Below are 26,347 nucleotides of genomic sequence, written 5' to 3'. Positions count from 1 at the left end.
TGGCTCAGGTCCTTTTTGCGAGTTTCAATAGTTCTTTTGCATGTTCAAGTGTGAGTTTTGTAATCTCACTTCCAGCCAGCATACGTGCAATTTCTTCTTCTCTTTCTTTTGTTTTCAACTCTGAAACAGAAGTTTGCGTACGTCCATCAATCACTGCTTTCACAATATAATATTGATAGTCGGCGACTGCAGCAACTTGAGGCAGATGAGTGATGCACAAAACTTGAGAGTATTTCGATATTTGAGAAATTTTATCTGCGATGGCTTGTGCAACTCTTCCGCTCACACCTGTATCCACTTCATCAAAAATAATACTTGTCACACCTTGCTCAGAAGAAAAAATAGTTTTCAAAGCAAGCAACATCCGAGACAGTTCGCCACCAGAAGCGACTTTCACCAAAGGCTTCAGTGGCTCTCCTGGATTGGTCGTAATGTAAAATTCGATTTGGTCAAATCCATCATGATTCAATTGTCTATTTTCTTCTTTTAAGAAACGTACCTCAAACTCAGTGTTTTCCATATACAGACTTTTCAATTCATGCAGAATGGATTTTTCCAATTCTTTTGCGATTTTTTTACGCGCTTCATGAAGATCTGCGGCTTGTTGCTGAAGTAGAAGCTCTTTTTGCTCTAGTTCCTCTTTCATTTTGTCCAATTGACCTTCTGAAAAATCAGAAGAAGCTAGCTCTTCGGTGATTTCGTCATAGTAAGCCAATATTGACTCAATGGATTCGCCGTATTTACGTTTCAACTGTCGGATTAATTCTAAACGTTGCGTCACTTCTTCTAAACGACTCTCATCTAACTCCAATAAATCAATCTGACGACTCATATCGCCGATTGCATCTTGCAGCAAATAGTAAGCACTTTGGATATTTTCATAAATTGCTTCATACTCCACATCTAGATGGGCGATCCCTTGCAGTTCTGAAACGGCCAAGCCAACACCATCTACACTGTTTTGTTCATTATTCGTCAGTGCTCCGTAACCTGCAGCTAATCCATCAGCAATTTTTTGATAATTGCTAAGTTTTTCTCTTTCTTCTTTTAATTTCTCTTCTTCTCCGACTTGCAAATCAGCAGCAGCTATTTCTTCTTGCTGGAAATGGAGCATATCTATTCTCTGAACATAGGATTTTTCATTTTGCTGCACTTTTCGTACCCTTTTTTCCAGCTCACGATAAGAGATATATTCTTGCTGATAACTCTTTTTCTTCTGTTGGAAAGCTACATCTCCAAAACGATCCAATAAAGCAAGATGTGATTCAGGCTGGAGCAGTTCCTGATGTTCGTTTTGTCCTTGGATATCTACTAAATAACTGCCGATTCTTCTCAGATTAGCTAATGTGATAATATGACCATTCACTCGACAAACATTTTTTCCAGTTAAGGACATATCCCGTCGAACAATCAGATTGTCCTCATCTGTTTCGATCCCTAATTCAACCATCAGTTCAGAGAATCCTTCTTGTTTTGGTAGTTCAAACAACCCTTCAAGCACACATTTTTCTGCTCCTTGACGTATATAATCGCTTGAACCTCTTCCTCCTGCTAACAGACCTAAAGCATCGATAATAATGGATTTACCCGCACCAGTCTCTCCGGTCAGCGCAGTCATTCCTTCGTGAAAAGAAAGCCGCAATTCCGGAATAATCGCAAAGTTAGTAATACTGATTTCTTGTAGCATCACATTCGCTCCTCAACTTAAAGGTAATGCAGGAAGTCTTTCTTCAATAAAACTGCCTGGTCTTCAGTTCGTGTAATCATCAAAACATTATCGTCATCATTGATAATCGAAAATAATTCTTTCTTGTAACGTTTATCAATCAAATTTGCTGCTGCCGAAGCATTTCCCGGCAATGTTTTCAAAATAACAAATTTTTCCATTTGGTCAACTGCCACGAAAGCGTCTTTTAATAGTTTTTCCAATTTAGTATTTACATCTTCGTTTGTTTCAGCTGGTATGCTATAACGGTAGCCGCCATCTGAGGCCGGTACCTTGATCAGTTTCAGTTCCTTTATATCTCTGGAAATCGTAGCTTGAGTAACAGATATTCCTTTGCTTTTCAGGATTTCAACAAATTCTTCCTGCTTTCGGATATCTTGCTCACTCAACAATCGAGTAATCAAACGATGCCGATCTTTTTTTCTCATTACGTCTTCGCTCCTTAGCATATTCTTCTTAATCAATGATAGCTTATTTCCTTGGTATAATAAAGAAGAATCCGCATACTTCTCACTTGATTTTCACAGTTATAATTTATTTATGGTCAAACTGTTCGTGTGCATTTGAAACCACTTCTGCCATATTAATAGCTGAATTGATTGTTCCGCTTTCGGGTACTTTCCTCAAGTGAGCCAAGAACTCGATATTTCCTTCTCCCCCCGTGATCGGAGAATAACTTAATTCCAGCACATCATATCCACCTTGTGCCGCAAATGACAAAATATCTTCTAAAACTTTTTGATGGGTCTGAGGGTCACGAACAATTCCGTTTTTCCCTACAGCTTCTCTGCCTGCTTCGAATTGGGGTTTGATTAAAGCAATCACTTCTCCCTCTTCTTTTAAAATAGCATGTAATGGAGGCAGCATCAGTTTTAGTGAAATAAAAGAAACATCGATAACAGCAACTTCTGGAATTCCTAAGGTAAAGTCTTCGGGTTTTGCATAACGAAAATTCACTCTTTCCATTACGACGACTCTAGGATTTTGTCTTATTTTCCAAGCTAGCTGATTGTAGCCAACGTCTAAAGCATAACTCATTTTTGCGCCATTTTGCAAAGCTGCATCAGTAAATCCGCCAGTGGAAGCACCAATATCTAACAATGTTTTTCCTTCAACTGATAGATCAAATGCTTTGAGTGCTTTTTCTAATTTTAATCCCCCCCGAGAAACATAAGGAAGTTTTTTACCTTTGACTCTTAATTCACTACTCACTGGAATTTTTTCTCCCGGTTTATCAAACCGCTCGTTTTTTTCGTTGTAAATCAAACCAGCCATCACTGAACGTTTGGCTTGTTCTCTTGTTTCAAATAATCCTTGTTTGACCGCTAATACATCTACGCGTTCTTTTTCCATTCTTTCCCTCATTTCTCCACATCAAATTGCTTGATCATCTGGCGCATCAGCCCACCATCAAAAGAAAAAACGTCCTCTTCTAATTTGTCTATGATCTTATTGGCGGATAACAGCTCAATCTCCAACGCCTCACGTGTCTTTTCTAGGCCTAATAAACGCGGGTAAGTATTTTTTTCCATACGTTCATCTTTACCAGCTGTTTTCCCTAATGTTTTCGTTGTACCAATCACATCGAGTAGATCATCTCTTATCTGAAAAGCTAAACCTAAATGTTCGGCTAATCGTTGAAGTAGCAATAAGATTTCTTCAGGTTGCTTCGCTAATATGCCACCAGCCAGCAACGCATAACGAATCAAATGCCCTGTCTTTCTTTCATGAATAAATGCTAATTCTTCTAAAGAAAGCTTTTTCGATTCGCCCTCGATATCTGCAGCTTGCCCAGCAACCATACCTTGTGATCCCGCACAAACAGCTAATTGCTGAAGCAGCAGAAGCTTAGGAGAATTACCTAAGTGTGCCATACTGATTAGCTGGAATGCTCCTGTAAGCAAACCATCTCCGGCCAATATAGCTAATGCTTCGCCGAATACTTTATGATTGGTAGGTTTTCCTCTACGAAGATCATCATTGTCCATCGCAGGCAAATCATCGTGGATCAAGGAATACGTATGCACCATTTCTAAAGCAGCTGCTACTTGATAGACGGGAACATCGATAGGCTCATCAAAGGAAGCAACGGCCGTTAAAAGTAATAAGGGACGTATTCTTTTCCCGCCTGCTTTCACTGAATAACTCATCGCATTATAGAGTCCTCTATCCGTTGTATGCTCATCTAAAAAAGACAAGATTTCTTTTTCTACAGCAGGTAGATGAATAGCTGAAAAGTCAGTTAATCTCATCTCAGCTTTCCTCGTTTCCGTCAAAATCAACTTCTTCATTTGATTCTGTCATCATTTTCGTCAAGGTCTCTTCTGCTTTAGCTAATGTATCTTGGCAATGTTTGCTTAATTCCATTCCTCGTTTAAACGAATCTAGAGCTGATTCTAATGGAACGTCTCCTTGTTCTAACTGCATGACAATTTTTTCTAATTCTTGCAGTGACTCTTCAAAAGTTGGATTTTCCATATTTTTATTCTCCTTTGTCTATCTCTTGTACTTGTCCTTTAACGATTCCATCTTGATAATGGATCGTCAGCAAATCCCCTTGATGAATCTCGGAGACACTTTTTACTACTTGATCATTTAACGTCGTATAGCTGTAGCCTCTTCCCATGATTTTCAATGGACTCAACAAATCAAGAGATTGAACAGCTTGAGCAAAACGCTGCTGCTGTTGTTTCATATATTGTTGGATTTTCTCTTCTAAGCGTTTTTCTAGATAAGCAGTTTCTTGGCGAGCTGCTTTAACTCGATAAAGCGGAGCCACTTGTTCCAATTGGTGGCTTAATGCGATCGTTTGTTTTTCTTTCGCATGATAAATTTGCTGTGTAGCTTGATATAATCGCTGTTTCAACTGGTCTAATTTGATGGTCTGACCTTCATACAATCTTTCAGGCTGCCGAAATACATAGGAACGTCGAGCACGCTCGAACCGTTCTTGTTTGCGCTGGATCTGGCGTACAAACGCCTGCTGCAATCTAGCTTGCCGTTCTTGAATGCGCATCAACTCTTCTGACAAAACAGGAACAGCTAATTCTGCAGCTGCTGTTGGAGTAGCAGCCCGAACATCTGCTACTAAATCAGCGATCGTGGTATCTGTTTCATGTCCTACAGATGAAATCACCGGCGTATTAGCTTGATAAATCGCCCGAGCAACCCGCTCTTCATTAAACGGCCATAAATCCTCAATCGAACCACCCCCACGACCGATGATCATTGTATCAAAATTGCCCATCTCTTCTACTCTCTGGATATTCCTGACAACATTGTCCGCTGCTTGGTTTCCTTGTACAACTGTTGGGAACAAAACCAATTGGACAATTGGATATCTTCTTTTCACCGTCGTGATGATATCGCGGATAACCGCTCCGCTTGGACTGGTAAGGACCGCGATTCGCTTTGGGAAACGTGGCAGCATTTTTTTAGGCCCTTGAAAAAGGCCTTCCTTCATCAGCTTTTCTTTTCGTTCTTCCAATTCTTGATATAAAGCACCTATTCCATCAGGCTCCATGTGCTCTACATAGATTTGATAAGAACCTCCCGCTTCATATAATGCAATACGCCCAATAACAAGGACTTTCATTCCCTCTTTTGGCTGGAAGCGTAATTTTTGGAATGCTCCTTTGAACATAATAGCAGATATTTTTGCATGGTCATCTTTTAAGCTGAAATATTGATGGGCATTGGCGCGTAAACGGAAATTCGATATTTCGCCTGTTAAATATACGCGTTCTAAATAAGGATCGGCATCAAATTTACGTTTCAAATACTTCGTTAATGTAGTGACAGTTAAATATTCTTGTGCCATCTATTCACCTGCTCCAAAAGCTTCGGCAGATTTTACGGTTTGATACATCAGCATCGTGATGGTCATTGGCCCTACACCCTTTGGCACAGGGGTGATCCAGCCTGCAACAGGCTCCACTTCATCAAATTTCACATCACCGATCAGCTTACCGTTAGCATCACGGTTCATCCCTACATCGATCACTACAGCACCTGGTTTTACGAATTCTTTTGTGACAAAATGTCCACGTCCTATTGCTACGACTAAAATATCTGCTTCTTGTGCCAGTTCAGCCAGATTTTCGGTTTTAGAATGAGCAACAGTAACAGTTGCATCTGCCATCAAGAGTAGCTGAGCCATCGGTTTACCGACGATATTGCTTCGTCCGATAACTACTGCTCGTTTACCCGCCGGATCGATAGAATAAGCTTCAAACATTTTCATGATGCCGTATGGAGTACAAGGAATCTTGTCCGGTTTACCCGCAAGGAGTCTGCCTAAATTCATCGGATGAAAACCGTCTACGTCTTTTTCAGGGCGGATAGCTAACAGGATCTTTTCTTCATCTATATGCTTTGGCAATGGTAATTGGACCAATATACCATGAAAACTAGGATCTTGATTGTATTTTTCAATTTCTGCAAGTAGTTCGTCTTCAGAAATCGTCTCAGGATAACGCTCTACCAATGAATGGATTCCGATTTCTTTTGCTACACGTTCTTTATTTCTTACATAGATTTGGCTGGCTGGATTTTCCCCTACCAATAAAACGACTAATCCGGGATGGATACCATTATCTTTCAATTTTTGGATTTTTTCAGCAATCTCTTCCTGCATTTTTTCAGCTAATTCTTTTCCGTTAATCAATTCTGCCATCTAACCACTCCCAGATATTTTTTGTGTTTTCATTCTACCATAGAATTTTCCCGATTTATAACAGGTTTATGATGATTCATAGAAAAAAGCTAGGACTTACGCCCCAGCTTCTAATTCTTTCAATACATTGGATAAAACACCGTTGACGAATTTACGTGAACGGTCATCACTAAATGTTTTTGCCAACTCGATTGCTTCATTTAAAGCAACAGCCGCTGGTACATCTGTCACATAAGTCATTTCAAAAATCGCGATACGCAAGATCACCAAATCCATTTTTGAGATCCGATTGATGTGCCAATTGTTTTTCAAATGTTTTTCAATCACTTTATCCAATTCATCTTTTTTTGCACAGACACCGCCAACTAGCGTATCAAGATAAACAGGAACAAACTCTGATTCATCTTCGTTGATCATGTCGCGGTGGTCTAATTCGATTGCGTTGAAAATCGCATCTTCTTTTGTTAGGTCTGCATTGAAGTCTAATGGAAATAAAGCCTGCAATGCCATTTCCCGAATCTCGTGTCTTGATAATTCTTTATTCATTCTCTTCCTCTTCGTCTTCAAAAAGTTCTTCGATTGTTGGTTGTTCTAATTTTTCAGGAACAACAGCTACTACATGGATATTGACTTCAGATAAATCGATATCCGTCATGAAAAGGACTTGCTGGCTGACCCGTTCCTGCATTTCCATTGCTACTTTAGGAACTGAAACACCATATTCTAGATAACAGTAAAGATCTACTTTCAAGCCATCTTCCTCGTTTGCTAAGTAAACACCTTTTCCGTGAGCTGCACGTCCTAATAATTCAGTGACATTGCTGGCAAAAGTTCCGCGCATTCCGTATACGCCTTCTACTTTAGAAGCTGCAATCCCGATAATTACTTCGATGACTTCAGGAGCGATCACGATCTCTCCTAAATCTTGGTTTGCGTTTAAAATCAAATTTTTTTCATCTGCCATTTATTTATTCCTCCCTTTGCCTAAGCACGAGATACATCCGAATTCTCTATGATGCGGCTATAGTGATCACGTGGTAAGAAAACTGCCGCCGATCAGCTGCAAACTGCTATGAATTGGAGAAAACACCCAACTTTATTATCTCTTACAGCTTAAAAGTTCTTCTATAGTGTATCATTAAATCGAGTGATTTTCTATAACAAAGTCTGTGAACACTGATTTTTACGCTTACTTCTTCTATTGATGAAACTATAAGATGATCAATTCTTTTGGTGAACGAGTCAACACACGATTTCCATCTTCTGTGATCAACAAGTCATCCTCAATACGTACTCCACCGATTCCTGGTAAGTAGATTCCTGGTTCATCAGTGATCACATTTCCTGGTACAAATTGCTTTTCTGCACGAGAAGAAACGTTTGGTCCTTCGTGGATCTCTAGACCGATCCCATGTCCTGTAGAATGTCCAAATGCTTCCCCGTAACCATGTTTTGAAATATAATCTCTAGCAACTGCGTCTAATTGGACACCAGTCATTCCTGGTTTTGCAGCATCAATAACTGCTAATTGAGCATCTAAGACTATTTGATAAATTTCTTTTAATTTTTCCCCAGGATCACCAATAGCGAATGTACGTGTCATATCGGAAACGTACCCTTCGTAATAGCAGCCAAAGTCCAATGTGATCAAGTCGCCTTGTTCGATGATTTTTTTGCTTGCTACACCATGCGGCATAGCCGAACGCAATCCGCTAGCAACGATCGTATCAAAAGAAACACCTGAAGCGCCAAGAGAACGCATATAAAAGTCTAGTTGATTTGCGACTTCAATCTCAGTCATGCCCGGTTGGATCATTTTCAGGATGTGATCATATGCCATATCCGCAATATGACATGCTTTTTCGATAATAGCGATTTCTTCTTCATCTTTCACTTCTCTGAGTTCTTCGATCATCTGTGAAACAGGTACTAATTCCGCATCGATGATTTCTTCTAAAACCGAATATTCTAAAAATGAGACTGTTGTTTCCTCAAAAGCTAATGAGTGCAGTTCTTCTTTGCGTACTAAGTTTGCTACCTCATCAAAAATAGGTCCGACATTTTTAATAATTTCAAACCCTTGAGCCTGCGCTGCCGCCTGCTCGGTATAACGAAAATCAGTAATAAAAAATGCTTTTTCCAAAGTAATAACAGCTAATCCTGTCGTACCTGTAAAGTTCGTTAAGTAACGAAGATTGTACGGACTGGTAACCAAAAATGAATCCAAATTTTCTTCTTGCATTTTTTTGCGCAATTTTTCTACACGTAGCATCATAATGAAACTCCCTCTTTCTTTGCACGCTTTTTTCTATTATAGCAAACTTTTCTTCATACACGACAGTTAAATAAAAATTTCTGGAAAACTTCTTTTTCTTAAAAACAAGTAAAGAAAAAAGAGTCACAGTCTCGCTGCAACTCCTTTAGTTTACTATTTTGTAAAAACTTATGATCGTTTTCCAAAGAAAAATGAGACAACTGCTACCAAAATCACTGCGCCTAAAATAGATGGAATAAGTGCCATACCTGCAGCTTTTGGTCCCCATTCGCCGAAAATTGCTTGTCCAATACTTGAACCGACTAGTCCAGCAATGATATTCGTTACACAGCCCATCGAATTTCCTTTACTGGTGATTGCACCTGCAATTGCTCCGATCACGGCTCCAACAATCAATGTCCATAACCAACTCATAATATAACCTCCTTCTTTGCTAATCAATTTTAGCATATGGGATTTAAAGGGGACAAATAATTGGTTTTGCTATTTCATATTTTCTTCTGCAAAGTAAAAAAATAAAGAAAACCTCCTCTTAGAAGTTTTCTTTATTTTTTACTTGCGTTTAAACATACTACGAATACCACGTTTCACTACATCAAAGAAACTCAATGATTGTACCATTCTATCTTCATCTACATATTCTCTGATCGCACGAAGCACTTTTTTAGGTTCTTTGGAAGAAAATGTGTATGTACCATTTTTTTTCGTTTGAATGGCATATCGAGGAATCCATTTTCCCTTTAGCATGACTGATGCTAGTACATAATCCACTTCTTCCCATGGAATTTGGATATATTTGCGTCTATCTCGCGCATGGTAAAACTCAAAACCATTATCACCTATCATGATTTGCCCGTAATCTGTCAGACCCGTAAACGAAGTAGCATCAATTACCAAGTCTACTTTTGTATTGATTGATTGAACCATTTTCTCCCTCCAGATATTTGTTTATGAACAGTATACTATATAAAAAAAGCTCGGGACAACGCCCGAGCTATATTTTTATGGATTATAAAAGTCCGATGACGTGTCCAACAACACCGACTACGAATAAACCAAGGATGATAACGATTGGAGAAACCTTTTTCTTAAGCAACCACATACATAACAATGTTAATCCTAATGCAGCTAAACCAGGAATCAATTGGTCTAAGTTGTCTTGTAATGTTGTTACCTTTTCAGGAGAAAGGGCTAAGCCATTATTAACTTGTTCAAATGCACTCTTGATTCCTTCACCACCTGAAGGCAATTTATCCCATTCGATGTAAGCACCTTTATCTAATTTTACAGTTGATACAACTGGTAAGAATTTGATTGATACCCATCTTTGTACAAGGGCAGCTAATACGAACATCCCTAAAATTGAAGCACCTTTTGTTACGTCTTGTAACAATCCGCCAGAAAGGTCATCAGTAATTTTAGAACCAGCTTTGTAGCCAAATTCTTGTGTATACCACATGAATGCCCAACGAATAATGTTCCAACCTAAGAAGAAGATGATTGGTCCAAGGATATTTCCTCCCATAGCTAATGAAGCACCTAGTGCACCTAGCATTGGACGTACTGTAAACCAGAACACTGGGTCACCAACACCAGCTAAAGGACCCATCATACCTACTTTAACCCCTTGAATCGCTACATCATCAACAGGTGCGCCATTCGCACGTTCTTCTTCCAGTGCCAATGTAACCCCTAAAATTGGAGAAGCAATGTATGGGTGTGTATTAAAGAATTCCAAGTGACGTTTTAATGCTGCAGAACGTTCTTCTTTTGTTTTGTATAATTTTTTGATTGCTGGAATCATAGAAAATGCCCAGCCACCGTTTTGCATACGTTCGTAGTTCCATGAACCTTGAATGAAGGTAGAGCGCCACGCAACAGCTAAACGATCTTTTTTTGATAATTTGATTTTTTCTTCTGCCATTTTATTTTCCTCCTTCAAGATTAATAGTCATTCAAAATGTCGCCTAAAGGGTCACCAGAGTTGCTTCCGCCTCCATTATTTGATGAACCACCCATTTTAGAAAGGTTCAAGTAAATAAGAGCTAATGCAACACCTAAAGCACCTAGAGCAATCAATGTTAATTGAGAAATTGCAGCTACAACGAAGCCGATAATGAAGAATGGCCATACTTCTTTTGTAGCCATCATGTTGATTACCAAAGCATAACCTACAGCTACGACCATTCCCCCACCGATAGCCATACCATCTGTTAACCATGCTGGCATTGATTCAAGGAATGATTGCACAGTTTGTGCTGGGATAAATAGCAATGCTGCTGCCGGGATCGCAATACGAACCCCTTGTAAACACACAGCAATGATGTGCCACATTTCAACCGTACGGATGTTTCCTTCTTCAGCAGCCGCATCCATCAAATGAACGATTGGAACAGCGATTGTACGTACGATCATTGTTAAGAACAACCCTGCAACAGCCAAAGGAACGGCAATCGCGATTGCAGAAGGAACACCTTTAACACCTTGTCCACCTAAAACTAAAATAATTGCTGATGCTACTGATGCTAATGCAGCATCTGGTGCTACAGCGGCACCGATATTTGCCCAACCTAAAGCGATCATCTGAAGCGTACCGCCAAGTACGATACCAGCTTCGAGGTTACCGGTAACTAAACCGATCAATGTACATGCCACTAGTGGTTGATGAAATTGAAATTCATCAAGAATACCTTCCATACCAGCTAGAAAGGCAACTAATACGACTAAAATTATTGAAATAATAGACATGATAAGCCTCCTATAAATTTTAATATTATTTATTACGCTTTTGCTAATTCAGCTTTTGCTTTTTTCAAAATATCATCCATGTTATCGCGTGAATCATTAGGTACTTTACGTACATCGAATTTCACACCTTTTTGTTCAAGCTTCTCAAACGCTTCAACGTCTTCTTGTCCCATAGACAATACTTTACTTACAACGACTTTACCAACCGAATGCGCCATTGACCCAACATTTAATTCTTTGATGTCTACGCCACCTTCAACAGCTGTCAATACGTCTTCAGGATTTTCAAATAAAAGCAATGCTTTGGTATTTCCAAAACGAGGGTCTTTTGCTACTTCGATCATTTTGCTAATAGGAATAACATTTGCTTTTACACCTGGAGGAGCAGCTTGTTCGATTAGTCTCTTACGCAGATCATCCTTTGATACTGCATCTGAAACAACGATAATACGGTTTGGTTGCACTGCTTTTGTCCAAGCTGTCGCAACTTGTCCATGTAACAGACGTGAGTCAACACGTGCTAATACATATTTGATTTTCCCGTCTCCGACCACAGTTCCTTCTGGAAGTGCTCCTTTAGGTTGTGCGTCTTCAACTGCTGCTTTCGGTGCTTCTGCCGGTTCTAATTCTTCCGGTTTTACTTTTACACCGTCTTTTGCTGTTTCAATGATATGTGCTGCAATTTCATGAGCAGATTCCATTGAAAAGCGTGATGCGTAGGCTTCAATCAACATTGGTAAATTCAAACCGCTGACGATTGCCCATTTATCTTTGTGCTCTTCGAATAATGTGTTTGATTGATTGAACGGTGTTCCGCCCCATAAATCAACTAAGAATAACACTTCGTCTTGATTATCAAAAGAAGCAACCGCTTCTTCCAATTTGGCTCTCAAGTCATCTGGACCTTCACTTGGTTTCAAAATCACGGCTTTGACGTTTTCTTGTTCGCCAAAGATCATTGAACCGGATTGTAAGATTCCTTCAGCAAATTGTCCATGACTTGCTAGGATAATCCCTACCATATTTATACCTCCTATTTACTTTTGTTGTAACAAATTCAAAAATATTAATAATTGCTAACCATTACAACAGAATTATTTGACCTTTTCCAACAACCATTCTTGCTACACCTTTTTGATTTTCGCTAGTAGTTCCATCAAAAGGATTTTCCTGTCAGCAGGTACTTTTCGAATCTCTAACTCCACTTCTTGACTGTTCAAGTAACGAAAGGAATCAATATCTTGTTGATTTACTGAAACAAAATTGGTAATCATTGATTTGCCTTCAGTAAAACTCATACCGCCGATATTCAACGACTTCAACTGTACACCGCAGCGGACAACCGCTTCAACATCTTGGGGATTGGTGAATAAAAGCATCACTTTTGCTCGTGATAATAATCCACTATGATAGATTTGAATCATTTTCTGCACGGTTATTACATTTGCTGTGATCCCCGGCGGTGCAGCTTCTTTTAGTAGAAACTTTCTCAATTTATCTTGAGCAACTACATCGCTGATCACAATGATACGTTCAACACCTGTTTGCTTCGACCAAACTGTTGCGACTTGCCCGTGGATTAAACGATCATCTATACGTGCCAATCGAATATCCATCTGCAAAACTCCTTCTTCCTCACTACTTCACAGAAACCCCTATCATTTCTGTGTGAACAACCACCTCCTAGCACACACTACTATAAGCAAAAAGCGTGCCAACTTTTTTACGATACACTAATTGAATTTAAAGGATTCTTAACCAATACACAAAAACGATACACTATAAAAGTGTATCGTTTTTGTGTATTCATGGCACAGTGTATTCTTTTTTATCTAACTGATTATGGACTAGACGTAGCAGGTAATACATTTCTTCTATCGGCACTTTTACTTTTATCTGATCTTCCAACAGAACAACTGAGGCTGCCAATTGGCTATAAAGAGGATCATTCGTTGTATTTGTCAATTCGTTTTCTTCCACAGTCAATGGTTCATTCCGAATAATACGTTCGATCATTCCTGCTGTGTGCATCACTAGGTTGATTTTGAATCCATATTCTTCATCGCCGATTCCCGTCGTCTGAGAGATTTGTGTAGAAAATTGCCACATTGGATCGATTAACTTACTACCATTAATAAAGATGAAGTTATCAGAGATAAACTCAACACACGTATTTTTAGCTGACTCTTCATCTAGGGAGATGAATTCAGTTTCCTCCAATTCTGATTCCATCAGCAACTGATCCAAAATGACTTCGATATTTTGATCAATAAAACGTTCTAAAGGAATAAATGGGGCTTGGATATTCAAATCAGTAATCCCAGTAGTAGCTATGATCTGATATTCTTTTTGGATAACTGGCAGTTCTTCTTTCACTTCCACAATCGACAAAGCTAGAACTTCTAATTCTGTTTCTTGACGCTTGTTTACCGCTCGTTCGATCAATTCTTTGATTCTTTGTGCTGTACCTTCGCCAGATGCGCAGATAGCCAAAACAGCTTTTTTCTTATGAATAGGTTTTGCTTCCTGAACAGATTCTACAGAAGATATTTCTGCGTAACCTCGAAAATTTTTCAATGATTCATGCAACATATCTAGATCTGTCCCTAATACTGAGACCTTTCGTACAGTTTCCAAAACTAGAGAAGTTGTTACCATATCAACAGTACGTACTGGAATCCCAGTGTCTCTTTGAATTTGCGAATTAAACGACGCAAGGGACCCCATATCTACTAAGAGTATGACCCCGCTTCCTTCATCTACTTCTTGTACATTGCGTTCAATTCGATCCAATGCTGTTTTCGGATCCATATCCAAAGGCATGTCTACTGCTCGTACGTTCTCTGCATCTAACAACTGTTGGACAACCTGAACCATACTGCTTGCTGTGCTGTTTCCGTGAGCTGCAACGACTACACCGATTCTGCCGCTTGCTTGATTTGCCCGTAACGAGACGAGTAGAACGGTCAAGTAATAGTCTTCACTTTCTGGAATCTCCACTTGAAAATACGTTTCGATATAACTACGCACTTCTTTCGCAACAGCATATTCATCTGGAAAATCAAAAGCCATCTCACGGATGTTATCATTCGTATGCCGTTCTTCTCCTAAGTTGATTTTTTTCAAAAAAGAACTGATATGCAAGCTCATAGCATAAATAAAGTTTTGCTGAAACTCATATGGTAAAGATCTTTTGACCATTACATAAATCTGATTGGTCACTTCTATGATTTTCGGATCTACAAATTCTGCTAATTTGCTGTCTGCATTAAAAGAAAAACCATGGTCTTTATAGAAAGACTTCAGATGGATGTTGATATCTGTAGAAATGAAATGATTGATTGCTTCTTGATCCAAACCATCCGACTTCAGTAAAGCTGCTTTATCTCCGATGATATCATATAGATTATAAGGTAACTCATAGGAGTCCGATTGGATTTTCATGATCGTATCATTTGGTGCTACAGTTATCTTTGGCTCCAATATTTTAGAAAGCTCTGCCATTGCACTGCGGTTGCTTGCTAATTGAATCAATCCGCTACGAATCCCTTCTGTCAAATCATCGATTGTGATCGAGATTTCGGGTGATTGCATATGATTTAGAAATCCTCGTGCACATACTAACTGGATATTTGACTTCAATTGTCCTATATTTCCATAGGTCACACTGCCGATCAATGCTTTTGCTACATCTTCTGTCAAAGAAATCTTTCGCTGCGTGCGGTTTGCTTCGTGGGCAATCATGATTTTTACTAAATCGACTTTCTCATTTGCAGGACGTTTTTCAAAAGCCGGAAGTTTGATATTGATCGGGATACGCCGAACAAAAGTTTCTAATAGAGAAGAACCTGGGTCTTCTGTGGTCGCACCTACGATCCGTACATTTGCTTCATGGGATTTCGTTGTTTCCCCAAGACGACTGTAAGTTCCGTGATCCATAAAGTAAAAGATCATTTCTTGTCCTTCAGGCGGCAACCGGTGAATCTCATCCAAAAACAGCATACCGCCATCCGCTTGATCGATAATCCCCATTTTTTCTTCATCTGCGCCTGTAAAAGCACCTTTTGCGTACCCAAATAAATGACTCATCAAAAGCTCAGGGTTATTGGCATAATCAGCACAATTGAAAACAATCAGTTCCGTTTCCTCATCTATTACATGATGCGCTTTTGCAAAATGATACATCGCGTGTGCAAAATAAGTCTTTCCTGATCCGGTAGGTCCTGTAATCAAACAATTTAATCCTCTTGGCGGATACAAAATCGCAGCTTTTGCCTGTTCCACTGAATTTTTCATGCTGCCGTTAGCTCCAATGATTTTTGCAAAGATATCCTTAGTATCTATTTGGAGTGTATTTTTTTCTTCAGAGACCGGCGTTTCTTTGTAACTGACTACATGTTTTGTAACTGGCTTTACGTGCGTAACGAGTGTTTGATATATGTAACGTACTGGTCGTCCGTCTGTCTTTATCAGTTTTCCTTCACGCACTAGCTGATTCAGATCTTTACTGCTATTTGTTCGCTGAATCCCTAACACTTCAGCAATTTCCTGTGTTGTTACTCCTTGATCATATTCTGCCTTTGTTAAATGAGCGGTTTTTTCTTTGACATACATATAAATTCGGTCCATGCGTTTTGCCAATGGTATCGCTCCTTTTCTATAGACTGTTGTACTTAGGCTTCAAAACATAATACTATGTATTTATTTCTGTTTCGTCAACTATTTACCTGATTTTGTTTTGTTGATAACAAGCGAAGGGACAAGCGTAATGAAGATAAAAGAACACAAAATATCAATTCCATTTTTATATCGGAAACAAGAAAAAGAACACTATTTATCCTACAATGATGTTCCTGATAGCAAACAATAACGCTTTCATCAATAAAAACAATAGTTATCAAAACATCCTGATTACAAGATGGCAAAAAAATATTAAGTGTAAAAAGACAAAGTAAACTTCGTAGCCTCCACTACAACTTTTATTTTTATAAACAAAAAAAGGCTGTGACAAAAGTCTTGTCACAACCTCTTTAATCACAAGATTCAATTAAGCTTCTTGAGCTACTGGATAAACAGACACTTGTTTTTTGTTACGGCCTTTACGTTCGAAACGTACTACGCCATCAACTTTTGCAAATAAAGTGTCGTCTCCACCGATACCCACGTTTACACCTGGATAGATTTTTGTACCGCGTTGACGGTAAAGAATTGATCCACCTGTAACTGTTTGTCCATCAGCACGTTTAGCACCTAGACGTTTTGATTCTGAGTCACGGCCGTTAGATGTAGAACCGCCACCTTTTTTGTGGGCAAATAATTGTAGATTCATAGATAACAACATGGTCTGCACCTCCTATTTATCATTAATTGTTTTAATTTGGATATATTCTGAGTTTTCAGCTTCTATCGATTGTAATCCTAATAAAAGATTTTCTAATAGAATCTCAGCAATATTGTTTTGTTCTTGTGTCATTCCTGAAGTGACTTCGGTATAAAGATAACCGCCTTCTTCTTCATTCATTTCAACAATCGGCTCAAAACCGGCTAATGAGGCAATCCCGTTGACAGTGCTGATCGCTAACGCAGAAACACCTGCACAAACGATATCACTTCCATAAGGACCAGCATCAGCATGCCCGGTCAAAGTGAATGAAACGATCTGACCTGCGTCATTTCGCTTAAATGTTCCTTTGATCATATATAGGCCTTCTTTCTCAAACGCTATTAAGCGTTGATCGCGTCGATAACCACTTTTGTATATGGTTGACGATGACCTTGTTTACGGTGTGAATGTTTTTTAGGTTTGTATTTGAAAGTAACGACTTTCTTTTGTTTGCCGTGTTTTTCAACAGTACCTTCAACAGTTGCACCTGCAACAGTTGGAGCGCCTACTTTTGTAGATTCGCCGCCTACTAAGATAACTTCGTCAAAAACAACTTTTTCTCCTGCTTCAACGTCAAGTTTTTCAACATAGATTGCTTGTCCCACTTCAACTTTTACTTGTTTACCACCAGTTTTAATAATTGCGTACATGCTATAAAGCACCTCCTTCTGATATACTTAGACTCGCCATCCGAAGTGACAGCATATGCTGTGCTTATTACTTGTTCTGAGCGGTTGTAGCTGTGGAGTCCACAATTACAACAGTACTAGCTTACCAGAACAGCAACCGTTAGTCAACTAAATTTAAAATCAAAAAGTAAAACAAAAATTCAAGCAATACTTCTGATTTTCTATCCTCCCAGTTCTACCAAATAAAATAGTCGCATTGTGTTTCTTTTATTCTTATAATAAAAGAAAAAGGAGGAGCATAAATGGAATACCCAAAAGAACTGATACAAGAAGCTTCTTTAAGAATGAACGGCCGTCCTGTAGAAGGATTTGTTGCTGGGCAAGGACCTCTTCATCCTAAACTGATGCTCGTGGGAGAAGCCCCAGGGAAAACAGAGATTGATACGCATGTTCCTTTTAGCGGTCAAGCTGGAAAAGAATTGATGCAGGCACTTTCTTCAACTGGCTTAACACGAGAAGAGGTGTATATCACCAGTGCTGTAAGGAGCCGCCCGTATCGCGTGACTCATCGGATCAATAAACGGACACAACAGTCAGAAACTGTTTACCCAAATCGGACACCTACTCGTTCCGAAGTATTTGCGCATGCACCAATATTGGATTACGAACTGATGAAGGTCCAGCCAAAATTAATTGCGACACTTGGAAACATTGGTCTTCAACGTTTACTTGGCAAAGAATATACGGTTACCAAAAATCATGGTCAACTCTATACAGGGCCTGTCTTACAATTAACAGAACAAAAGGATGCCTACGAATGGTCAGAAAAAAACTATCGAATTCTTCCACTTTTTCATCCAGCAGCTATTTTCTACAATCGCTCCCTTGTACCTGTTATCCATCAAGACTGGCAAGTACTAGCTTCACTTTTACAGCAAGATTAAAAAGAACAGACAAGACCATAAAATCTTCAGTTTACAGTCTTGTCTGTTCTTTTTCATTGTTTTAACGGCTAATTGCAGTATATTTCGCATGTAAAGCTGTCAACGCATGAGCAACTGTTTGATGTTGATGCGTGAATGTATGTTCCCACAAGTGAGAAAGTTGTTTTTCTACTTCTGGCTGCAAGGAAGTATAGATAATCGTTTGTCCTCTTTGCTCTGCTTTTTCTTGAAATTCATCAAAAACTGCACGTGCCGTCAAATCAATACTTGGTACGCCTCGCATGGAGAAAATGACACCATCGTGATGATTTAGTTCTTCCAATTTATTTTTGAGTTTTTCTGAAGACATAAAAAACAGTGGACCACTAATATACACTACTGTCCAGTTATTCAGCTTTTCCGTTTCTGGCAGCCCCATTCTTTGCCAATCGATCGTTTCTAATGAAATCGTGATAGCAGCGCTTTTGACAACAAAAAATACACAGCCGCCGATCACCCCGATCACGATAGCAATACTTAAATCAAAGATAACTGTACAAATCATCGTAAGGATAAACAATAGAACTGCTGACCAATATTTATTAGTAAATAGCTCCTTGATCGTTTCCCATTCATTCATACGCCAAGCCGTCACGATCAAAACACCTGCAAGTGCTGGCATTGGAATCTGTGACATCACTGGCGCAAAAACAAGCATGGAGAGCAGTAAGACAACTGCATGTATCATACCAGCTAATCTAGTTTGTGCACCAGATTTGATGGCCACGCTTGTACGGGCGATGGCCGCAGTAGCAGGAATCCCGCCAAAGAAAGGAAGCAACAGATTTCCAATTCCTTGCGCCATTAATTCTTGATTGCTATCTAAGGGCTTATTTGCCATTCGGCCAGCCGAAGCACCACATAGCAAGCTTTCAATCATTCCTAATAAAGCAATGCTAACAGCTGGAACTGCCACTTGTTGCAAGGCAGAAAAGCTAAAATCTCCCATATTCAAACGATTACTACTGATCAATGTTTGTGGAATCTTACCCACAGTTGCTACTGGTAAATGGAACAATAGCATAACTGCTGTTGCCAAAATGATAGCCAGCAGCGAACTAGGCATTCGTTTCGCCCATTTTTTTGGATAGATAAACATCCCTAAAATGACTAGCCCTCCCATGATCAAAGAGGCTGTGTTTATCGGAAATCCTATCGTTTGATAACTACTTAGTTTTTCAATAACGTTTGTACCTTCCGAGTGAACACCAAATAAATTATCGATCTGACCTAATGCAATAATGATAGCAATACCTGAAGTAAACCCCGTAATTACGGGTGCTGGGATAAAAGAAGTCAGTGTTCCTAATCGGAAAAGTCCTGCTGCAAGTAAAAATAGACCCGCTAAAAAAGTAGCAAGCAATACACCTTGCATTCCCTTTGTTGCCGCAATAGACATCAAGATAGCTGCCATCGCACCTGTCGGACCTGATATTTGATAAAAACCGCCTGATAAACCGCCAATAACGATACCGGCAATGATAGCCGTAATCAAACCTGCGGCCGCATCAGCTCCGCTTGACACCCCAAAAGCCAAGGCTAAAGGCAATGCTACAGCAGCTACTGTGATCCCAGCCAAAAGATCTTTCTGAAATCTTGAAAGATCATAACCTGAAAATTCTTTTTTTAGTGAGGAAACATAATTTTTGAACACCTATCTAACTCCTTTTTCATGAAATTTTCTAAAATACCATTCATTAGAATATCATATTTCATGAGATAAAGTAATATTTTTCACAAAGTTTCCTGTTAGATAAATTCTTATTTTTTCTATATTTATAAGAAAATAGAAAGCAATGCCAGCAGCGCTAGCCCACCTTGTTTGAGTAAAATCCAACGATCGCTAGTCAAACTGCCATATAATGCAACAAAAAAAATAGATATTAATAGCATACTTGTGATTTCTTTAGATGCAGAAGAAAGATAAGCTCCATAAAGTAGTCCCACTCCTAATAGTCCATTGTACACTCCTTGGTTCTTAAACAATGTTTGAACAGATTTTCTGCTTAACTCTTCTTTACTCATTTTAAAAACCCTACTTGTCGTGTCAGAATCAGTTCTCACCGTTTCGATATACATGATATAAAAAAATTCAATTGCAACTAGAGTCACTAAAATTTTCGATAGTATCGTCATATCTTCTTCCTCTTTTCTGATGAATTTTATTTTTTTGCTCCTTATAATTGTACTCGATAAGGATGTTTTTTTATTTTATTTGCCTTTGAAAACAAACAATATTGGCACAAAAAATAAAGAAAAACCGTTAGAAACCTCAGTTTCTAACGGTTTTTTAGCGTCACAGGAGGGATTCGAACCCCCGACCGTCCGCTTAGAAGGCGGATGCTCTATCCAGCTGAGCTACTATGACAAGAATCAGCGGAACATCAATAATTATAGATAATTAAATTGCTTCTGTCAATACGAAATAGTTATTTAATTAGCAAATAATGAATTATTTTGGCCCAACTACTAAATCAATCTTTTAAAACGAGACATTCTCCTTCAGCTGTTCTAAGGTTATCAATTGAAAACAGGAGCTACATTGACTTCATGCTACTCCTGTTTATTTAGATTTTCTGTATCCTTTAATTGACTTACAAATATAGAAACTTTTACATCAAGTTCGAATTGAGCCCTCGATTCAATCGATTATCTACAGGCTGCCATAATCATGTATCACAACTCAATTGTTTCTGATTCCTTTGTCATTAAGATCACACCATCACCTAATGGCAAGATTGTCGATGTCAAATCGGGATGATCCATCACAACATGAAGAAATTCATTTAATTTACGATGGATAGCTCGTTTGCCACGGGGAATCTCTTCATCTGGGAGCAAGATCGTTCCTCCTTGGAAGATGTCATCTACCATCAAAACGCCACCTTTTCTTAACAAACGTAAGCATTCAGGTAAAAATTCAATATATTTTGATTTTGCACTATCCATAAAAATAAAGTCATACGGACCAGACAACTCCGGCAAGATATCTGCTGCTTGACCTTCAAGCAAAGTCACTTTATCTGTCAGTCCTAGACGTTCATAGTTTTTTTTAGCTTTCTCGATCATGACATCGAAACGATCAATTGTCGTAACATGAGCGTTTTCTCCGATTGTCGTGGCCATGACACTTGATGAAAAACCGATAGCTGCTCCGATCTCCAAGATTCGTTCAGGCTGAAGCTGTCCAAGTAAAAATTTCAAAAATACAACTGTTTCATGGGGAATAACTGGTACTTCTGCTACATGAGCTTCTTCTTCCAGTTTGCCTAGCTCACCCGGTAATTTTTTTTGCTGGGTACGCATAAAATCCAATAGTTCTTCTTTGACTACAGGACGATGCATCATTTCATTGCGCATACTACTCCTCCTCTTTACACATTATACGAACAACTGACTAAATCTACAAGCTGCATGAGTGTTTTCTCGTGTTTCATGTTCAGAAGAGTCGTTGGATCTCTGGAATACATTTATGTTTTTAACATTCTTACAACAATTTCTGTGTTCGTCTCCGCTTCTTTTTCAACTCTACAAAAGTATTCCATGCTGTGATTCCTGTTAGGCAAAAAGCAATCGTAAAGAATAACCCCTGAATCCATGCAAATGCCGTTTTTGAAAGGACTAGTCCAATATATGGAATCTGAAAGATGGGACTACCGATAATATTTCTCTTTTTTACTACACCAGGCTCAATATAAGTCTTTGTATCAGCTTTTGTATAAAAATCTTCGTGGTTGTTTTCAACGGCTATTACACGACGCGTCGAGATTTTTTTTCCTGAATTTTCATAATATGTAATAATATCTCCGACTAAAATCTCATTTGTATTTTTCGGTCGTACATATATCAGATTTCCTTGTGCGTAATATGGACTCATTTCTTTGTCCTCAATAATATAAGGAGTCAAACCAAAAATTCGGGGAACCAAGACGACGAGAAGAATAAGAATTAAAAATATAATCAACGTTATAGAACTTATAAAAGTTATTTTTTTGTAATCAGGCATCGTTTTCAACTTCTTTCTTTATTCAATCCTTCTTAATCATATAATAACGATAAATTTTTTTCAAATTATAGCTGTAAAAATGTTTCCCTTTAATAATTACATGTTTCTAATTCTATTTCCTCATCTTTATCTCATTTTTTATTATAAATAATTGACGTTAGTTTAAAAAACGTTTACCCTAACATTACAAGTTTTAGAAAGGAATACCTTTATGGCTTTTTTTAATAACATATATAATAAAAAAAAATCTTTTTATTTACGTATAAAGTGGAGCATAATCATTATATTATCATTGTTATTTTTAACAGGAATTGCTTATTTCTTTTATTTTATTTTTTCTCCTGCGGACAGCAATCAAATGAAAGAAATAAAAGATTCGTGGGTTTTCTATACAAAAGATGATCCTGATTTTAAGTTTGACAGCAAGTACACTCGTACGATTCCTACCGTGGATAAAGACGAAACATTCATTATGGAAACGACACTTGAAAAACCGTTGGACGAAGCAAATTTACTAATCAAAGGAAACCATCAATGGATTACTGTATATCTAGGCGAAAAGATTTTATACCAACGGAAAGATTATCAGGAAGAAAGCAATCCCGGACTCTCATTGGCTGTGATAGATTTACCAGCAAATTACATCGGAAAAAAATTGACCCTTACAGTCTCATCTCCTTATCAGAACTATGCTGGGTTGCCACCGAAAGTTTATCTAGGAACAACTGGACCATTGATTAGTTTTATTTATTCACAATCAGTGCCGCAAGTATTGACGATGATAATCGCTGTTTTTATCGCTATAGGGACCTTTTTCTATACGATCTACTTGATGTATAAACAAAAACGTCTTGAATACTCACTTATTCTCTTAAGTTGCTTTGCTTTGGCATTAGGATTTGAAGCTGTATCAGAAGATATTTTAAGTGGTATTCTTTTTGAACCATTCGTTCATTCTTTTTTATCTCATTTATTTATTATCTTAACGTCAGCTTTCATCATCTGCTATTATTGGAGCCGAATGTTTTACTATAAAAAATGGTACGGAATTTTTTGTACGTTCCAACTTTTGATTTTTATCGGCGTTCTGCTTTATGCAACTTTTACTCCTGCAGAACTTCCTGAATTAATGCCGATTGCTAATATTGCTAGTGTTATAAGCACTTTAGTCACTTCACTTGCATGCATTGGCGAAGCATATAAGAATAACCGTTTTTATGTAGCTTGTACACCTTGGATCGTCTTGGTAGCCATTATCCATTGCTTGATTTACATCCAAACAGCATTAGGTATCTATCAAACAACGATCAATTGGTCTACGATTTTATATATTATCATTCTAATCGTTATTATCAGCTACAATCTAATCGATCACATCTTAAATACCGACAAAGATCGGAGACAAGTAGATTTTTTAAAAATCAAAAATGATTTGTTGGAGCAACATTATGAGCAGCTTCGACAGCATATCCAAGAAGTAAATACACTTCGCCTGGAATTTGTCCAAGAGATGGAGAATCTGCAAGATTTAATGCATACGGACCAAACAAAAGCTAAAAACTATGTGGAAAAGATATTAGAAGAAGCAAAAAATTTCGAAATGCTGTGTTCTTTTTGCAACCACCAGGTGACAAATCTTATCTTAGCGCGTTACCAGAAGTTAGCTGCCAAACGGAATATTCAGATAACCTTCCAAGCAGATCTTCCCGAAGAACTTCCTATCAACGATGACGATCTGTCTCAACTTTTGATCCACGCTTTAGAGCATTCCTTTAGAGAAACTCATGCCATCGAAAATCCACTGTATCGAAAAATTTATTTGTCGATACACGAACAAGAGGAACATTTCGTCATTTGTTGCGAACATAGTGCACATTACGATACAAATTTATTTAGTCGAGGCATCACAGAAGAATTAGATGATCAGGAACGTTTTGACTTAATGATGATGAAAGACGTAGCGGATCGTTACACAGGAACACTAACGCAGGAAAAAGATACTTTCATGGATCGGATCACTGTTCAACTCTCTCGAAATTACCCGAATCCTGTATAAAAAATAGCGGAATCCATATATGTGGATTCCGCTATTTTTTATTTTCAATAAAGTAAGGTAAGCAATTCTTCTGGTTCTATCGCACCAAAATATTTCTTCACATCAATTTGGCTGACTATTTTTGATAGAGATGCTTTATCATATTTCTGTCCAACCAATTTTTTTTCCACGTCAGAGATATCTCCTAGTCCGAAGAAATCGCCAAAGATTTTTGCTTCTTTGATCATTCCTTCTGAGACATTCAAATGGACTTCAATCGAACCGATAGAAAAACGTTTTTGGCGAGAGAAATTGAAATCTGGAGACTTCCCGTAATTCCAATCCCAATTTCGATAATATTCCTCAGAGATTCGATTGATTTTTTTCCAATCTTCATCAGTCAATTCGTACGTTTTTACTTCTTCTACTGACTCTACGCCGAAAATTTTCAACAAGATTTCTTGACGAAATTCTTCTGTTGTCATTTTTTGCTTTTCTTCTGGAAGAAATGGTTTGATATTCGTTACACGAGAACGGATCGATTTGATTCCTTTTGATTCGATTTTGTCTTTTTTTACTTTTAATGCATTGACTACTTCATTGATATCAGAGTCGAACATAATTGTTCCATGAGCAAACATCCGACCGTTGGTAGCATACATCGCGTTGCCAGAAAATTTCATGCCATCAATGACTAGATCATTTCGGCCTTTCAATTCCGCCCCAGCAACACCCAATTCATGAAGTGCTTGGATGATTGGCTGTGTTACTTTCGCAAAGTCACGGAATGAATCCCCATCATCAGGCATGATAAAACTAAAGTTCAGGTTTCCAAAATCATGGTAGACAGCTCCGCCTCCACTTAAGCGACGGACAACATGAATGCCATTTTCTTCCACATAATCTCGATTGATTTCTTCAAGCGTATTTTGGTTTCTGCCGATGATGATTGAAGGTTCATTGATATAAAAGAGCAAAATAGGTTCATCTAAAGGTATTTCTTGCAGCAAATATTGTTCAATTGCTAAATTGATTCTTGGGTCGTGGTTTTCATTTGGTACAAAAATCATGTTCTTCCTCCTAAATGTTAAACACTTTGTCAACTGCAGCAAGTTCTACATCAATCCCTTTGCCTGCTGCCTTTTGCGCTTCATTTTTCAATTGTTCTAAATCACCAAACTGAGGTAGGTGTGTAAGTACAAGTTTCTTTACGTTAGCTGATTTCGCAAGTTCTCCAGCTTCTTTTGAAGTGAAATGGGCATGATGATGTTCATTTTCTTCAAAAAGATAGGTATCTGCTAGAAACAAATCAGCATCTTTCGCAAAATCAGCGAAACTTTCCAAATAACCTGAATCACCTGTAAATACGAATACTTTCCCCGTTGTTTCTTCTACGATACGCATGGCGTAACATACTACTGGATGGATTGTTTCCATAAAAGTAATCAGAAAAGGACCAATTTTTAATTCTTCAGCTTCAAAATAAGGATGTCCTTTTGAGACATTTTCCATCGTCAATTCTTCAAAGTGAATGGAATCTTTTGTGTGTCCATAAATTGAAAGCAATGTCTCCGGATTTCTCTTAGGATGAAGTTGCCAGTAATACTGTAATACACCAAGGTCAGCAATATGGTCATGATGATAATGGCTAAGGATCACAGCATCTAGATCAAGTGGATCAAGGTGTTCTTGTAATTTGATCAGCGTAGCACTACCTGCATCGATCAACAAATTGAACCCGTCAGATTGAAGCAAATAACCTGTTGTCCCTTGATTTTTATAAGGATACGCTCCTAAGCATCCTAAAACAGTTAATTTCATCGTACATTCCCCCTCAAAGATTTATCCTACCACAAAAGTTATTTTTTTGATGAATAAACTGCTTAC

28 protein-coding genes, 1 tRNA gene and 1 other annotated feature are annotated in these 26,347 nt (G+C 38.3%); of the genes, 2 read left to right on the top strand and 27 right to left on the bottom strand.

Annotated elements, in window-relative coordinates; all coding sequences use genetic code 11:
* Positions 1–4 precede the first annotated feature (4 nt).
* From recN to rplU, 20 genes are all read right to left on the bottom strand, one after another.
* Positions 5–1,687 (bottom strand): DNA repair protein RecN, encoded by a 1,683-nt coding sequence (gene recN, locus OS138_RS06540; protein WP_002286651.1) that lies wholly within the window; start codon positions 1,685–1,687, stop codon positions 5–7.
* Between the two features lie 17 nt (positions 1,688–1,704).
* Positions 1,705–2,154, bottom strand: a complete 450-nt coding sequence (locus OS138_RS06535) for an arginine repressor (protein WP_002286653.1) — start codon at positions 2,152–2,154, stop codon at positions 1,705–1,707.
* Positions 2,155–2,260: 106 nt separating this feature from the next.
* Positions 2,261–3,079, bottom strand: coding sequence for a TlyA family RNA methyltransferase (locus OS138_RS06530; RefSeq protein ID WP_087626504.1), 819 nt, complete (start codon positions 3,077–3,079; stop codon positions 2,261–2,263).
* A gap of 8 nt (positions 3,080–3,087) precedes the next feature.
* Positions 3,088–3,978 (bottom strand): polyprenyl synthetase family protein, encoded by an 891-nt coding sequence (locus tag OS138_RS06525; RefSeq protein WP_325069863.1) that lies wholly within the window; start codon positions 3,976–3,978, stop codon positions 3,088–3,090.
* A 1-nt stretch (position 3,979) separates the two neighbouring features.
* Positions 3,980–4,204, bottom strand: coding sequence for an exodeoxyribonuclease VII small subunit (locus tag OS138_RS06520; RefSeq protein ID WP_002286657.1), 225 nt, complete (start codon positions 4,202–4,204; stop codon positions 3,980–3,982).
* A gap of 4 nt (positions 4,205–4,208) precedes the next feature.
* A complete protein-coding gene (gene xseA, locus OS138_RS06515; RefSeq protein ID WP_087626503.1) occupies positions 4,209–5,546 on the bottom strand; it encodes an exodeoxyribonuclease VII large subunit in 1,338 nt (445 codons plus the stop codon).
* On the bottom strand, positions 5,547–6,401 hold the full coding sequence (locus tag OS138_RS06510) for a bifunctional methylenetetrahydrofolate dehydrogenase/methenyltetrahydrofolate cyclohydrolase (RefSeq protein ID WP_087626502.1): 855 nt from the start codon (positions 6,399–6,401) through the stop codon (positions 5,547–5,549).
* 96 nt (positions 6,402–6,497) lie between these two features.
* Positions 6,498–6,947, bottom strand: coding sequence for a transcription antitermination factor NusB (gene nusB, locus OS138_RS06505; RefSeq protein WP_002286662.1), 450 nt, complete (start codon positions 6,945–6,947; stop codon positions 6,498–6,500).
* On the bottom strand, positions 6,940–7,365 hold the full coding sequence (locus OS138_RS06500) for an Asp23/Gls24 family envelope stress response protein (protein ID WP_002286664.1): 426 nt from the start codon (positions 7,363–7,365) through the stop codon (positions 6,940–6,942). The genes nusB and OS138_RS06500 overlap by 8 nt, the downstream gene beginning before the upstream one ends.
* Before the next feature lie 246 nt (positions 7,366–7,611).
* Positions 7,612–8,676, bottom strand: coding sequence for a M24 family metallopeptidase (locus OS138_RS06495; protein ID WP_002286665.1), 1,065 nt, complete (start codon positions 8,674–8,676; stop codon positions 7,612–7,614).
* A 168-nt stretch (positions 8,677–8,844) separates the two neighbouring features.
* Complete coding sequence (locus OS138_RS06490) at positions 8,845–9,090, bottom strand: GlsB/YeaQ/YmgE family stress response membrane protein (protein ID WP_002286666.1); 246 nt, start codon at positions 9,088–9,090, stop codon at positions 8,845–8,847.
* Positions 9,091–9,228: 138 nt separating this feature from the next.
* Positions 9,229–9,603, bottom strand: a complete 375-nt coding sequence (locus OS138_RS06485; RefSeq protein ID WP_002286668.1) for a DUF956 family protein — start codon at positions 9,601–9,603, stop codon at positions 9,229–9,231.
* 82 nt (positions 9,604–9,685) lie between these two features.
* Positions 9,686–10,600 (bottom strand): PTS system mannose/fructose/sorbose family transporter subunit IID, encoded by a 915-nt coding sequence (locus tag OS138_RS06480; protein WP_002286670.1) that lies wholly within the window; start codon positions 10,598–10,600, stop codon positions 9,686–9,688.
* Positions 10,601–10,620: 20 nt separating this feature from the next.
* Positions 10,621–11,424: a PTS mannose/fructose/sorbose transporter subunit IIC gene (locus tag OS138_RS06475; RefSeq protein WP_002324432.1), complete on the bottom strand. Its 804-nt coding sequence runs from the start codon at positions 11,422–11,424 to the stop codon at positions 10,621–10,623.
* Between the two features lie 32 nt (positions 11,425–11,456).
* Complete coding sequence (locus OS138_RS06470) at positions 11,457–12,446, bottom strand: mannose/fructose/sorbose PTS transporter subunit IIB (protein WP_002289456.1); 990 nt, start codon at positions 12,444–12,446, stop codon at positions 11,457–11,459.
* Between the two features lie 102 nt (positions 12,447–12,548).
* Entirely contained in the window at positions 12,549–13,040 is a 492-nt protein-coding gene (locus tag OS138_RS06465) for a mannose/fructose/sorbose PTS transporter subunit IIB (protein ID WP_002289455.1), read from the bottom strand.
* A 190-nt stretch (positions 13,041–13,230) separates the two neighbouring features.
* Positions 13,231–16,038 (bottom strand): sigma 54-interacting transcriptional regulator, encoded by a 2,808-nt coding sequence (locus tag OS138_RS06460; protein ID WP_002320929.1) that lies wholly within the window; start codon positions 16,036–16,038, stop codon positions 13,231–13,233.
* Between the two features lie 433 nt (positions 16,039–16,471).
* Complete coding sequence (rpmA, locus tag OS138_RS06455) at positions 16,472–16,765, bottom strand: 50S ribosomal protein L27 (RefSeq protein ID WP_002289452.1); 294 nt, start codon at positions 16,763–16,765, stop codon at positions 16,472–16,474.
* 12 nt (positions 16,766–16,777) lie between these two features.
* Positions 16,778–17,122 carry a ribosomal-processing cysteine protease Prp gene (locus OS138_RS06450; RefSeq protein WP_002289451.1) on the bottom strand — a complete coding sequence of 115 codons (345 nt, stop codon included), beginning with the start codon at positions 17,120–17,122 and terminating at the stop codon, positions 16,778–16,780.
* Between the two features lie 26 nt (positions 17,123–17,148).
* Entirely contained in the window at positions 17,149–17,457 is a 309-nt protein-coding gene (gene rplU, locus OS138_RS06445) for a 50S ribosomal protein L21 (protein WP_002289450.1), read from the bottom strand.
* 19 nt (positions 17,458–17,476) lie between these two features.
* Positions 17,477–17,553, bottom strand: a sequence feature (ribosomal protein L21 leader region).
* A gap of 185 nt (positions 17,554–17,738) precedes the next feature.
* On the opposite strand from rplU, the gene OS138_RS06440 reads away from it, so the two are divergent.
* Positions 17,739–18,380, top strand: a complete 642-nt coding sequence (locus OS138_RS06440) for a uracil-DNA glycosylase (protein WP_086324948.1) — start codon at positions 17,739–17,741, stop codon at positions 18,378–18,380.
* Between the two features lie 61 nt (positions 18,381–18,441).
* Here the strand turns inward: OS138_RS06440 and OS138_RS06435 are convergent, their stop codons facing one another.
* The 5 genes from OS138_RS06435 to OS138_RS06415 all read right to left on the bottom strand — a co-directional run bounded on the left by OS138_RS06435 (position 18,442) and on the right by OS138_RS06415 (position 22,425).
* Entirely contained in the window at positions 18,442–20,073 is a 1,632-nt protein-coding gene (locus tag OS138_RS06435) for a SulP family inorganic anion transporter (protein ID WP_087626499.1), read from the bottom strand.
* A 122-nt stretch (positions 20,074–20,195) separates the two neighbouring features.
* Positions 20,196–20,555, bottom strand: coding sequence for a DUF1304 domain-containing protein (locus OS138_RS06430; RefSeq protein ID WP_002323271.1), 360 nt, complete (start codon positions 20,553–20,555; stop codon positions 20,196–20,198).
* A gap of 158 nt (positions 20,556–20,713) precedes the next feature.
* Positions 20,714–20,787 (bottom strand) — tRNA-Arg (locus OS138_RS06425).
* 308 nt (positions 20,788–21,095) lie between these two features.
* On the bottom strand, positions 21,096–21,779 hold the full coding sequence (locus OS138_RS06420) for an O-methyltransferase (protein WP_087626498.1): 684 nt from the start codon (positions 21,777–21,779) through the stop codon (positions 21,096–21,098).
* Between the two features lie 127 nt (positions 21,780–21,906).
* Positions 21,907–22,425: a signal peptidase I gene (locus OS138_RS06415; RefSeq protein WP_061343702.1), complete on the bottom strand. Its 519-nt coding sequence runs from the start codon at positions 22,423–22,425 to the stop codon at positions 21,907–21,909.
* A 211-nt stretch (positions 22,426–22,636) separates the two neighbouring features.
* Between OS138_RS06415 and OS138_RS06410 the strand changes: the two genes are divergently transcribed.
* The gene (locus OS138_RS06410; RefSeq protein WP_325069861.1) at positions 22,637–24,481 is read left to right on the top strand and encodes a hypothetical protein; all 1,845 of its coding nucleotides are present in this window, start codon (positions 22,637–22,639) and stop codon (positions 24,479–24,481) included.
* Positions 24,482–24,525: 44 nt separating this feature from the next.
* On the opposite strand, the gene OS138_RS06405 is transcribed toward OS138_RS06410, so the two are convergent.
* Positions 24,526–25,530, bottom strand: a complete 1,005-nt coding sequence (locus OS138_RS06405) for a lipoate--protein ligase (protein ID WP_325069860.1) — start codon at positions 25,528–25,530, stop codon at positions 24,526–24,528.
* A 10-nt stretch (positions 25,531–25,540) separates the two neighbouring features.
* Positions 25,541–26,281, bottom strand: coding sequence for an MBL fold metallo-hydrolase (locus tag OS138_RS06400; RefSeq protein WP_087626496.1), 741 nt, complete (start codon positions 26,279–26,281; stop codon positions 25,541–25,543).
* Positions 26,282–26,347 lie beyond the last annotated feature (66 nt).

This window comes from Enterococcus sp. E5-37, assembly GCF_035726925.1.
Taxonomy (GTDB): Bacteria; Bacillota; Bacilli; order Lactobacillales; family Enterococcaceae; genus Enterococcus_B; species Enterococcus_B faecium.
Note: the sequence above shows the minus strand (reverse complement) of the source record. Positions and strands in the feature narration are given on the sequence as shown.